Source organism: Staphylococcus sp. Y174-1 (genome assembly GCF_049897865.1).
GTDB lineage: Bacteria > Bacillota > Bacilli > Staphylococcales > Staphylococcaceae > Staphylococcus > Staphylococcus saprophyticus.
On record NZ_JAFCXB010000001.1, the window covers coordinates 483335 to 495612 of the forward strand.

General features: G+C 31.7%; 9 protein-coding genes. 3 read left to right on the forward strand and 6 right to left on the reverse strand.

The window, feature by feature from the left end; translation table 11 throughout:
• The first annotated feature begins 180 nt into the window (after positions 1 to 180).
• Together plsY and ACP7BT_RS02490 are read left to right on the forward strand one after the other, a co-directional pair.
• Positions 181 to 789, forward strand: a complete 609-nt coding sequence (plsY, locus tag ACP7BT_RS02485) for a glycerol-3-phosphate 1-O-acyltransferase PlsY (protein WP_002483371.1) — start codon at positions 181 to 183, stop codon at positions 787 to 789.
• Positions 790 to 1120: 331 nt separating this feature from the next.
• Positions 1121 to 1417, forward strand: a complete 297-nt coding sequence (locus ACP7BT_RS02490) for a HesB/YadR/YfhF family protein (RefSeq protein WP_002483372.1) — start codon at positions 1121 to 1123, stop codon at positions 1415 to 1417.
• A gap of 78 nt (positions 1418 to 1495) precedes the next feature.
• On the opposite strand, the gene menI is transcribed toward ACP7BT_RS02490, so the two are convergent.
• From menI to ACP7BT_RS02505, 3 genes are all read right to left on the reverse strand, one after another.
• Complete coding sequence (menI, locus tag ACP7BT_RS02495) at positions 1496 to 1954, reverse strand: 1,4-dihydroxy-2-naphthoyl-CoA hydrolase MenI (RefSeq protein ID WP_011303179.1); 459 nt, start codon at positions 1952 to 1954, stop codon at positions 1496 to 1498.
• A gap of 119 nt (positions 1955 to 2073) precedes the next feature.
• The gene (gene acnA, locus ACP7BT_RS02500) at positions 2074 to 4782 is read right to left on the reverse strand and encodes an aconitate hydratase AcnA (protein ID WP_002483374.1); all 2709 of its coding nucleotides are present in this window, start codon (positions 4780 to 4782) and stop codon (positions 2074 to 2076) included.
• A gap of 261 nt (positions 4783 to 5043) precedes the next feature.
• Positions 5044 to 6687: a BCCT family transporter gene (locus tag ACP7BT_RS02505; protein WP_002483375.1), complete on the reverse strand. Its 1644-nt coding sequence runs from the start codon at positions 6685 to 6687 to the stop codon at positions 5044 to 5046.
• A 207-nt stretch (positions 6688 to 6894) separates the two neighbouring features.
• Here ACP7BT_RS02505 and mscL point away from each other — a divergent pair, with 207 nt between their 5' ends.
• Positions 6895 to 7248 carry a large conductance mechanosensitive channel protein MscL gene (gene mscL, locus ACP7BT_RS02510; RefSeq protein WP_002483376.1) on the forward strand — a complete coding sequence of 118 codons (354 nt, stop codon included), beginning with the start codon at positions 6895 to 6897 and terminating at the stop codon, positions 7246 to 7248.
• A gap of 137 nt (positions 7249 to 7385) precedes the next feature.
• Here mscL and sbcC read toward each other — a convergent pair whose 3' ends face one another.
• The 3 genes from sbcC to ACP7BT_RS02525 form a co-directional block, all read right to left on the reverse strand.
• Entirely contained in the window at positions 7386 to 10415 is a 3030-nt protein-coding gene (gene sbcC / locus ACP7BT_RS02515; protein ID WP_041080502.1) for an exonuclease subunit SbcC, read from the reverse strand.
• On the reverse strand, positions 10416 to 11546 hold the full coding sequence (sbcD, locus tag ACP7BT_RS02520; protein ID WP_037538469.1) for an exonuclease subunit SbcD: 1131 nt from the start codon (positions 11544 to 11546) through the stop codon (positions 10416 to 10418).
• 111 nt (positions 11547 to 11657) lie between these two features.
• Positions 11658 to 12125, reverse strand: a complete 468-nt coding sequence (locus ACP7BT_RS02525; protein ID WP_002483379.1) for a CcdC family protein — start codon at positions 12123 to 12125, stop codon at positions 11658 to 11660.
• Positions 12126 to 12278 lie beyond the last annotated feature (153 nt).

Genomic DNA, 12278 nt, shown 5'->3' on the forward strand with positions numbered 1-12278 from the left:
TACAAACGTACGTTCGTTTTTAAAACTATACATTAGTTATTCTTATATAAATCTTGATAAAATGCAAGTATCAAATGAATTTTCAATTGAGAAATAATACCCATTTTAAATTTTCATTCGTATTATCCTATGCTTATATGGTAAAATAATTTTAATGTCATTAAAGGATGTGGATTATATATGATGATTGTAATCATGTTAATACTAAGTTACCTTATCGGTGCTTTCCCAAGTGGCTATGTAATAGGTAAACTATTTTTCAAAAAAGATATCCGTCAATTCGGAAGTGGTAACACTGGGGCAACAAACAGCTTTAGAGTATTAGGAAAACCTGCTGGATTTCTTGTAACTTTCCTAGACATATTTAAAGGGTTCATTGTAGTGTTCTTTCCACTATGGTTACCTGTCCAAGCTGAAGGCCCAATAACTACATTTTTCACAAATGGACTTATTGTTGGTGCTTTTGCAATTTTAGGCCATGTATATCCAGTTTATCTTGGATTCAAAGGCGGAAAAGCCGTTGCAACAAGTGCTGGTGTCATACTAGGTGTCAATCCTGTCTTATTATTAATATTAGCAGCAATTTTCTTTGGAATATTATATTTAACAAAATATGTATCGTTATCAAGTATCATTGCATCTATTTGTTGCGTCATTGGTGCATTATTAATTCGAGACTATATCCTATTTATTGTTAGTATTGGTGTCGGTGTATTGCTCATTATTAGACATCGAACTAATATTGTAAGGATATTTAAGGGTGAAGAACCTAAAATTAAATGGATGTAACTATTACAATAGTCTTTCTACAAAATAATATGTTGTAAACAAAATTTGAGCTGGGGCGTTAATGCCTCCAGCTTTTTTATATCACATATTGAATCGTAAGATTTAAACACAGCTTTATGATCATTAATTCTATTATACTACTTATATGTATCATTATCATGCGTTATATATATTTCTCCGCATTGTAGAATGATTTGACATAACTAATTGAAAAATTATGTTATACTACTTTTAATATTACTGAAAGTGGGTAATATATAAAAATACTAATTCAATTTGGTTGCCAATAGTCATAAGTTAAGTACTTGTGAACCGAAAGGAGACTTTTATTATGGAAATAGAACTTTCAAATAATGCCGTGTCTTGGTTTAAAGAAGAACTTGAATTACCTGAAGGTGACAAAGTCTTACAATTCTTTGTACGTTATGGTGGCGAATTCCAATTAAAACAAGGATTCAGTCCTGCATTTAGCGTTGACAAAAAAGAGGATGTTGAAATTGGTTATGAAAATCATTACGACGGTTTAGATGTCGTAATTGCTGAAAAAGATTTATGGTATTTTGAAGACCATAATTTATTTATTGACGTAAATGATGGCATTGATGAAATTTCATATGCTACAAAATAACCTATATAATAAAAAGCGCCTGGCTCAAGTGTCAGACGCTTTTTATTATATATAGATATAGATATTAACCACTTCGTTTTATAAGCCGTTTATGACCTCTAAGCACTCTCCAGCCTTGTTTCTTTTATCAACTTCACTATAAGTTGCATGCCACTCAGGGAAATATTTATCTAATCTAATTGGTTTGAAATCTTCTTTTTTTATACAAGTCAATGCCGTTGAACCTGTTGTTGCAAGTTCCCCTGCTTCATTATAGATTTCATATTTATATATGGATCGCAAACGTGAATATCTTTCAACCCATGTTTTTATTGTTACTTTTTCCGGATAAAAGATCGATTTAATATACTTGATATCTAAATCGATTACTGGCGAAATAATACCACTATCTTCCATATCCTTATAACTAAAACCTAGTTTAGAAATATAATCTGTTCTTGCTACTTCAAACCACGTAGGATAATTACCATGATAGATTACACCCATTTGATCAGTTTCTGAATAACGTGCTTCAATTTGTGTCATACTGTAAATCATTTTTGCATCCTCTTTTCAATATTTCTACTGATACATATCATACCTTAAATATTAACATAAAAAAGATGGACTAGCATATGGCCAGTCCATCAGTAAACTTATTATACAGGTTTGTTTTTTTATTGTTGTCCAGCTAGTTTATTTCTTAATACAAGTTGTAAGATACCACCATGACGATAGTAATCCATTTCTACATTTGAGTCGAAACGAGCAATAGCTTTAAATTCAATTACCTCACCATTGTCTTTTTTAGCTTGGACTTTAACTAAGTCGTGTGGCTTAACATTTTCATCAATGTCTACAGAGATAACTTCAGTACCATCGATACCTAAACTATCAGCTGATTCGCCCTCTTGGAATTGTAGCGGCAATACGCCCATCATTACTAAGTTTGAACGGTGAATACGTTCGTAACTCTGCGCAATAACTGTTTTAACGCCTAATAAGTTTGTACCTTTGGCTGCCCAGTCACGTGAAGAACCCATACCGTAGTCGTTACCTGCTAATACAACTAATCCAGTACCGTTTTCCTTATATTTCATAGCTGCATCAAATATAGACATTTGTTCACCTGTAGGCCAGTAAGTAGTATAGCCACCTTCAGTACCAGGTGCAAGTTGGTTTTTAATACGAATATTCGCAAATGTACCCCGCACCATAACTTCATGGTTACCACGACGAGAACCATATGAGTTAAATTGACGAATTGGCACGCCATGTTCAATTAAATATTTACCTGCTGGTGTATCTTTACCAATCGCACCTGCTGGAGAAATATGGTCTGTCGTTACAGAATCACCAAATTTACCCATTACTCGTAAATTATTTAATGAATCAATTGTTCCTGGTTCTTTAGATAAACCTTGGAAAAATGAAGGATTTTGGATATAAGTTGATTCTGGATCAAAATCATATAAAGGTTGATCTGTTACATCAATTTCATTCCACATTTCGTTATTGTTATATACAGTTTCGTACTCTTCTTTAAATAAATCTGGTGTAACAACAGTATCAACTGTGTCTGAAACTTCTTTGATTGATGGCCAAATATCTTTTAGATATACATCTTCGCCATCTTTACCTTTACCAAGTGGTTCATTTTGTAAGTCAATATCTACTGTACCAGCTAAAGCATAAGCAACCACTAATTGTGGTGATGCTAAATAGTTAGCTTTAACTAATGGATGAATACGACCTTCAAAGTTACGGTTACCTGATAAAACAGAAGTAACAAGTAAATCTTCTTCAGCAATCGCTTTTTCAATTTCTTCTAATAATGGACCAGAGTTACCGATACATGTTGTACAACCATAACCAACAAGGTTGAATCCTAAGTCATCAAGATATTCATTTAAACCAGAATCTCTTAAATAACCAGTAACAACTTTTGAACCTGGAGCTAATGATGTTTTAACATATTCAGGTACTTTAAGACCTTTTTCAACTGCTTTTTTAGCAACAAGCCCAGCACCTAACATAACATATGGGTTAGATGTATTCGTACATGAAGTAATCGCAGCGATCGCTAAATCACCCGTCTTCATAGTTGTTGAAGTGCCATCTTTAAATTCAATTGTTGCAGTTTTATCAAATTCACTCTTATCAAAACCATGACCTTGGTTACCCGCTGGTGCAGTTACTGATTTTTCGAATTCTTTTTTCATGTCACTCAAGAAGATTAAATCTTGTGGACGTTTAGGACCTGATAATGAAGCTTCAACAGTAGCTAAATCAAGTTCTACAACATCTGTGTACTCAGGATCTTCTTTTTCTACAGTAAAGAACATGCTATTTTCTTCTAAATATGTTTTAACTAAGTCAATTTGTTCTTCAGAACGACCTGTTAAACGCATATATTTTAATGCTTCTTCATCTACTGGGAAGAAACCACAAGTAGCACCGTATTCAGGAGCCATATTAGCAATTGTTGCACGGTCAGCTAATGGTAAATGTTGTACACCTGGACCGAAGAACTCAACAAATTTGCCTACAACGCCTTTTTTACGTAACTCTTGTGTTACACGTAATGCTAAGTCCGTTGCAGTAGCACCTTGTGGTAAAGCATTTGATAGTCTAACACCAATAACTTCAGGAATTGGGAAGTATGAAGGTTGACCTAACATACCAGCTTCGGCTTCAATACCACCGACACCCCAACCTAATACGCCAAGACCGTTAATCATTGTCGTATGTGAATCGGTACCAACTAATGTATCTGGGAATGCAACAGTTTCACCATCAACTTCACGTGCATGCACAACGTTAGCTAGGTATTCTAAGTTAACTTGGTGTACGATACCCGTTGCTGGTGGAACAGCACTATAATTATTAAATGCTTTAGTTGCCCAATTTAAGAACTGGTAACGTTCATAGTTTCTTTCAAACTCTAATTTCATATTTCGTTCTAGTGCTTCTGGATTAGCATAGCTATCTACTTGTACTGAGTGGTCGATAACTAAATCAACAGGCACTTCTGGATTGATCTTATTTAAGTCGCCACCTACATCATTCATGGCTTTACGTAATGAAGCTAAGTCTACGACAGCAGGTACACCTGTGAAATCTTGTAGAATTACACGTGAAGGTTTGAAAGGCACTTCTCCTTTTGCACCTTCAGTAAAATCAGATAACGCTTTGATGTGTTCATCTGTAATTACAAAACCATCTTCTTGTCTTAAAACAGATTCTAGTAATACTCTAATTGAATATGGCAGTTTCGCTACTTTAGTTAAACCTTGTTCTTCTAAAGTGTTTAAATCATAATACGTGTATGATTTCCCATTTAAGTCAAACGATTTTTTCGCTTGCTGTTTAATATTAGAAGCCATATAAATCCCCCTTGAATTTTTTTAATATATGCCGTTAGTTAAATTGTATAATTATATGTAGTTTAAAACAACTAGATAGAGCCAGAAACATGGCTAAATTAGATTTGATTTTTCAATCAGTATACATAAGCAAAACTTATTGCTAAATGCAGGTGTAATAAGTTATTATTATCAATTGAGAATCATTATCAGCTAATTTCATTATCCTACAAAAAAACTGAGAACCCAATTGGATTCTCAGTTTTTGACTATTAATCAATATTATTTTTCTGCTTTTTCTGCATCTCTTAATGGTGTACGTTTTTCAATAATATCATCTTCATAATCTTCTTGTTGATGTTGTACATAATCTTGCAATCTATGTTTATTTGGTGTCAAAGTAAGTCCTAAGAACTTACGCTCTTGGTTCGCATCTTTGTAGAATGAAATCATCATCATGATCACTACAAAGGAGAACGGTAAGGCACTTATAATGGCGGCACTTTGAATCGCATTCAATGCTTCAGCACCATTACCTCCACCAGCAAATAATAATACGAATGCAATTAATGATTGTGCGATACCCCATGTAACTTTAATCATAATAGAAGGCTCTAATGAACCATTTGTCGTTTGCATACCTAATACAAATGTTGCTGAGTCAGCAGAGGTAATAAAGAATGATGCGATTAATACTAATGCAATAATAGATAGTATAATACCTAGTGGAATTTCATTGAACACACCAAAGAGTTGTGTTTCAGCAGTCATATCGAATAATTCTGGATTTTTCTTACCAGTTTCAATTCCAAGTACACCGAATACACTGAACCAAACGAAACTTACTAACGCTGGTACTAAAAGTACCCCAGCAATAAATTCACGAATAGAACGTCCTTTAGATACACGTGCAATGAAAATACCTACGAATGGGCTCCAACTTAACCACCAACCCCAATAGTAAAGTGTCCAACTAGACATCCATTCACGTTTTTGAGGGTTTAAAGCTGCAGTGTCAAACGTATTTAATAAGAATGAGTTCAACAAACTACCTGTAGAACTTGTCATCATATTTAAAATCAATACTGTCGGTCCAATGATTAAAACAGCAATCATTAAAATTGCACCTAAACTAATATTTAAATTACTTAAATATTGGATGCCTTTACTTAAACCAGACCAAGCACTCATAATAAATAGAATAGTTACAACTACAATAATAATTGCTTGTACCCAAACATTATTTGGTATGCCAAATAAATAGTGAAGCCCACCATTGATTTGCAATGCGCCCATACCTAGTGATACGGCAACACCTACTACTGTAGCGAATACAGCAAGCACATCAATGATTGTCCCAATTGGGCCTTCAACTTTATTTCCTAAGATAGGACGTAATGTTCTAGAAATTAATCCAGGTTCGCCTTTTCTAAATTGGGCATAAGCGAGCGCTAATGCAACTACGCCATAAATTGCCCACGCATGGAATCCCCAATGGAAAAATGTTGAACGTAAGGCCTCGGTATAAGCTGCTGCAGTTTTCGGATCCGCATTTGGCGGCGCTGCAAAGTCAGCCATTGGTTCTGCTGCACCATAGAATACAAGCCCAATACCCATACCAGCACTGAACAACATAGCAAACCATGAAATTGTATTAAATTCAGGTTTGTCGTTCGGTTTACCTAACTTCAATTTACCAATCGGGCTAAAGATTAGGAAAATACAGAAGAATACAATAAACGTTGTAAGAATTAAGTAATACCATCCTAGTTTATCTGTAATCCATAGTTTAATTGTATTCGTAACATGATCAAATTGTTCCGGTAACACTGCGCCGATAATAACAACAATCGCTACGATAATCGCACTATAGATAAAAACTGGAGATATCTTCTTACCATTAGGTTGGTTACTAGAAGAATTCATAATTAATTACTCCCTTTCTTATCATATTAAATTTTCGAATCTAAAATAGAATGATTAGAATTTCTAAACACTACTATTTTATGTAATAGCCACGTATTACAATAACAAAACAATGAGTTAATATCAAATTTCATTAAATAAACTATTTTCTAAACTTTACATATAATGTATAATAAACTTTAAATTTAATTAAGAGGAGTTAATTATATGTTAAAGGAATTCAAAGAGTTTGCACTTAAAGGTAATGTTTTAGATTTAGCAGTTGCTGTAGTTATGGGCGCAGCATTTAATAAAATTGTTACTGCTTTAGTTTCATACATTATCATGCCATTAATTGGTTTAATTTTCGGTACTGTTGACTTTGCTGAAAGCTGGTCATTTATGGGTATTAAATATGGTATGTTCGTTCAATCAATTATTGATTTCATCATCATTGCATTCGCTTTATTCCTTTTCGTTAAAATTGCTAATACGTTAATGAAGAAAGAAGAGGAAGAAGAAATCGAAGAAAACACTGTATTATTAACGGAAATCCGCGACTTATTACGTGAAAAAAATTAATTCGATTTAATTAGTATAAAGCGAAAAAAATTAAGCTTTTTTAAAATTTTCATAGTTCGCTCTAGTTTAAATCAAAAAAGCCAAGACATTTCAAAATGTCTTGGCTTTTTTCTTATTTAAATATATTTTTTTATACTCTATTGTTTTTTAAAATGCGTTGTACTTTGATATTGTTCTGTGGTTACTTCCAATATAAGCGGTATTCTTTGCTTGAGTTCACTTACGTGAGAAATAATCCCAACCATGCGACCCGTTGATTTTAAACTTAGCAATGTATCTAGTGCAGTTTCTAGTGTTTCCTGATCTAAAGTACCAAATCCTTCATCTACAAACATTGAATCAAGTGAAATCCCACCTGATTCTTGTTGCACAATTTCACTTAATCCCAATGCTAATGCTAATGATGCCTGAAATGTTTCTCCACCAGATAACGATGTAATGTGGCGTGATTGATTTGAATGTGCATCGAACACATCTATTTCTAGTCCACTATAGCCTTGAGATATTTGAGCTCGTCTCGTTAATTGGTATCTCTGTCCCGTCATAATTGCTAAGCGCTGATTAGCTTGAGTAAGAATACGCTCCAAGTAATATATTAATACATAATTTTCCAACGTTAATTTTTGTTCATTTTTCCCTGCTAAAATTTCTGCTAATTGAAATACTTCTTGTTGAGATTGCAATTCACTATTTAACTCATCTATAATTTTATTTATTTCAGTTGTTTTTTTAGAATTAAACTCCATTTTATAGTCATGTTGACTTAATTCAGTTGAAGCTGTTTCATATGCTTGTTGCATTTCTTCAAATCGTTCTTTTAGTTGTTGTGTATCATCTAGCTTCTTATTATTTGTTTCAGCTTTTAGTTGCGCTATATATAATTCGTAAGATTGTTTCTCTTTTTTGAAAGTTTCAATTTCTTTTTCTAAATTTTGCTTTTCTGATGCTTGTGCTGTTACTTTTTCAACTTGTTCTAATGATGTAAAACCAATACGTTGCATTTCCTCATTGATTTTCATATCAGTCTCATTGATTTCAGTTTCTATTTCAGCAAGGTTATTTTTTAAATAAGTTACACTATTTTTTTCTATTGCTAAAGTACTCTTATAATTTTGTATTTTTTGTTCAATTTCATTTAGCGTTTGATCAAATTGGCGTATTTGATTATAAGCATCTTCAAATTTTGTTAAAAATTCATCAACCCGTTTATAACCTGTTGTATTTTCAAAATCGTTTATCGCAGTTTCATTTTCTTTTAATATGTGTTCTTTTTTTTGAATATTCATCTGTAAATCGTGTGAACTTTTTTCATATTGTTGTAATTGGTCTTTTAATTTTTCTATTTCATTATTTTCTTCATCTATTTTTTTCTTTTCTTGATATTTCTTCTCAACTTCATCTTCTATAGCTTCATAATTTATATTTTCCAATGAAGCTATAGTATATTTTGATAATTGCTCCTCAATGTGTGACAATTCACTTTCACATTTAATAATATCTCCTTTTACAGTAGCTATTTTTTCTTCTAATAGCGTGAGCTGTTGATGTCTTTCCATTATTTCATCAAAATCCACGTGACTCGATAATGTATGAATTTCATTACCACAGATTGGGCAAGTTTCACCAGTATGTAGAGCTGCTTGTACTGTTGCAATTACATCTTGTTTGTTGTTTAAATCTAATTTAGATTTATCAATATTATTATATTCCTCATTGAGTTGCACACGCTTTTGACTTAAATCTTTAAGATTACGTTGCTTTTGCATTTTTCTTTTCTGTAATGCATCATACTCAATTTTATCTTTTTCATTTTGCTTCAATTGTTTAATATCATTATTAAGGTTGTATATTGCTTCCGTAATTTGTTCTATCTTTCGATAATCAGGCTGACGTTGATTTAATTTAGCTGTAGTATCTTTGATTTCCTCATTTTTTTGAGTTAAATACGCTTCTAAATCTGTAAATGCTGTTTTCGTGAACTGATAATTGTTGTAGGCATCTTTATATTTATTTGCTTTTTCAAAAAACAATTGCGTCTGTTCAATAAAACGCCTTAGTTCCTCAATATCATCTTGCTTCTCTTTAAGGTTATCCGCTTCAAGGTTACTTTGTTTTATCTTATCCTCCAAATCAAAGATACTTTTAGATTTTTCTTCAATACTTTGCGCTACTTTACCTTTTTTGGAAATTGTATTTTCTTTTACTTCTAATAAATTCGTAATGGGTCTTACTTCGTTGATTTCTGTTACACGCTTAACTTTTTCTTGGATTTCGTGTTCATTAACTAATAATGCTTCATATTTTTGTTGATTTTCATTGAGCTTATTTAAAGCATCCTCTAATTTAATATTATTATTTAAAGCATTTTCTGTACTGTTGACTTTATTTTTTAATATTTCTTTTTTCTGTTCAAAGTCATCTCGTATTATTTGTGCTTTCATTTTAAAATCTGGTAATACCTTAATGATATTGTTCGTTTGTCTAGCACTTATTACTTTATGCTCGCATAATGTTTCATCATCAAAAGTTTCCAATTCTTTCCAATGATTTTCTAAATCGTTGTACCTTTTTTCTATTTGCTCTCTTACTTCTTTTACATCATCAGATAATTTTTTTTGAATTTCTTCAAATCTCTGACTGTTAAACAGTGTTCTTAATATATCTTGTTTTTCCACACTTTTCGAGAGTAAAAATCGTTTAAATTCACCCTGTGGTAATATAAACAGTTGTCGAAATTGTTCAGCATTCACACCTAGTAGCGCTTTGATAAATTGATTACCACTATTAATTTTACTTTCTCTAAGTGCATAATCATCTTGTTCATATTGATAAACTGCTAGTTGCCCTAGTGTTTTATTTTTATTACCTTCCTTTATAAATGCACCTTGTCTTTGAATTTTAAAATATTGATTTCTTAATTTAAATTCAAATTCGACAACCATTGGTTTTTTACTTTCAGCAAAATGACTCCTTAAATCGCTTTCTTTTCTATCTTTTGTGGAAGCTTCACCAAATAATGCAAACACAATAGCATCAAATATCATCGTCTTGCCTGAACCAGTTTTTCCACTGATTAAAAAGAGTTGGTTATTTTCTACATTATTAAAATCAATTGTTTCATTTAAAAAGGGACCGAAATTAGTTAAATTCAGTTTAATGGGTCTCATTTATTTAGAACCCTCCTCAAGTAATGCTGTCATAATTTTTTCTATTTTTTTACTTTGATTCGTAGTTAAATGTTCATCCGTTATACTATTATAAAAATTATCAATTATTGTTTCATCATCTAATTTTTGAATTTCAATATTTTCATGGTGTATAGATGTATTAAAATCAAACGTCTGATTGGTTAACGCTAAAGTATTAGGATAAATTTGCTTCAAATGCATCATAGGATCACTCACATGTGACATATGCTTTAATTTAAAATGTAAATAATTTTCTTTATGTTTTACTTCTAACTTTTCTTGTATTGCATCTTCATAATTACCTTCAATCACTTCTAATTGTCTTAGAGGCTTTAATGGTATAAATTTGTCTGTTATTTTTTGATTTTTAATTTCTACTATTTTATAACCTTTTGGTTGTTTCGTTTCTGAAAATGAATATTGTAACAATGAACCACTGTAATTTATAAAATTAGATTCAATACTGAAAGGATGATGTAAATGTCCAAGCATAACTCTATCAAACTGATTAAATAGATTCTCATCAACTGACTCAACTGTACCTATAGTCAACGGCCTTTCAGATTCAGAGCGAATTCCACCTTGTACTGTTAAATGACCAACAAAAATATTCACTTTATTCTCATCTATGACTTCATGCATATATACCAACACTCTGTTTAAAGCCTGTTGGTGTGTTTCTATAGCTTTGTCATCAAAGAAATATTGCATTTCATTTATAGTGGCAAAAGGCATTGTGTAAAAATCAACGTTCCCAATCGTTACTGGTTTATTCATATCATTAAGGTCAGTACGTATGTACATATGTGATTTTTCAAACCATTTTGAGCCATAATTTAATCTTTCCTTACTATCATGGTTACCATTAATCATAATTAAAGGAATACTCATTTCTAAATTTAATATATCAATTGTCTGTTCAAGTAATTGAATCGCATCTTTATTTGGATAACTTGTGTCATATAGATCACCCGCAATGACAATAACGTCGGGTTGTTCTAATTTCATTGCCTCAATAAATTTATCTAGTATATACGCTTGGTCTTCTAGTAACGACTTCCCATTTAATATTCGCCCTAAATGCCAATCCGCAGTATGTATGATTTTCATTATATCGCCCTCTCTTAGAACGTTTGTTCGTATTAATAGTTTATTATATTTTTCATAACGCTTCAAGTATATTAAAAGAGCCGTTTACCTTTATAGATAAACGGCAATAATTTATTGAATTAAATTACTTTTAACTTTTTTGAATTTATATAACATTGCTATTCTCCAAGGTACAATCATGCAAAATGCTAATAAGAAAAACATACCTGCAATTTCCCCTGGATCAATTTGGTTACTTATAAATATTTTGATTACTGTACGAATTAACAACAATGATATAAGAATAATTGGAAACGCTTTTGAACGTTTCATGTAAATTTCACTACCCTGTGTTTCGAATCTAGATGTCCAAATTAATATGGTAGAAAATAATAACCCCATAATGATACATTCTAAAATCTCAGTTCCAGTTAATCTAAAATAAGGTACCACGTACATCAATGCACCTGTTGCCATAAAAAATGGAGGTAGTATAATTTTCTTTTCATTTACGGGAAATTGTTGTGCTTTCATTCTGACTATAATGACACCAATACCCATTAAAAATGCGAAAACTATTGAAAATACTAAATACAACATGCTTACACCTTCTTTGCGTTTCTACAAGATGATATTTACCTTGGATAGTATATCACTTAATAAATTAATAATCAGTATTTATAGCCTAATTTATTATTTAATCTTCAAAATTTAAGGCTTAATGTTCATATCATGTCTTTTAGTTATGTAGAA

Excerpts from the sequence above, each read along its gene's own strand:
- plsY (WP_002483371.1), top strand. The coding sequence starts at position 181 with ATGATGATTGTAATCATGTTAATACTAAGTTACCTTATCGGTGCTTTC.
- ACP7BT_RS02490 (WP_002483372.1), top strand. The coding sequence starts at position 1,121 with ATGGAAATAGAACTTTCAAATAATGCCGTGTCTTGGTTTAAAGAAGAA.
- menI (WP_011303179.1), bottom strand. The coding sequence starts at position 1,954 with ATGATTTACAGTATGACACAAATTGAAGCACGTTATTCAGAAACTGAT.
- acnA (WP_002483374.1), bottom strand. The coding sequence starts at position 4,782 with ATGGCTTCTAATATTAAACAGCAAGCGAAAAAATCGTTTGACTTAAAT.
- ACP7BT_RS02505 (WP_002483375.1), bottom strand. The coding sequence starts at position 6,687 with ATGAATTCTTCTAGTAACCAACCTAATGGTAAGAAGATATCTCCAGTT.
- mscL (WP_002483376.1), top strand. The coding sequence starts at position 6,895 with ATGTTAAAGGAATTCAAAGAGTTTGCACTTAAAGGTAATGTTTTAGAT.
- sbcC (WP_041080502.1), bottom strand. The coding sequence starts at position 10,415 with ATGAGACCCATTAAACTGAATTTAACTAATTTCGGTCCCTTTTTAAAT.
- sbcD (WP_037538469.1), bottom strand. The coding sequence starts at position 11,546 with ATGAAAATCATACATACTGCGGATTGGCATTTAGGGCGAATATTAAAT.
- ACP7BT_RS02525 (WP_002483379.1), bottom strand. The coding sequence starts at position 12,125 with ATGTTGTATTTAGTATTTTCAATAGTTTTCGCATTTTTAATGGGTATT.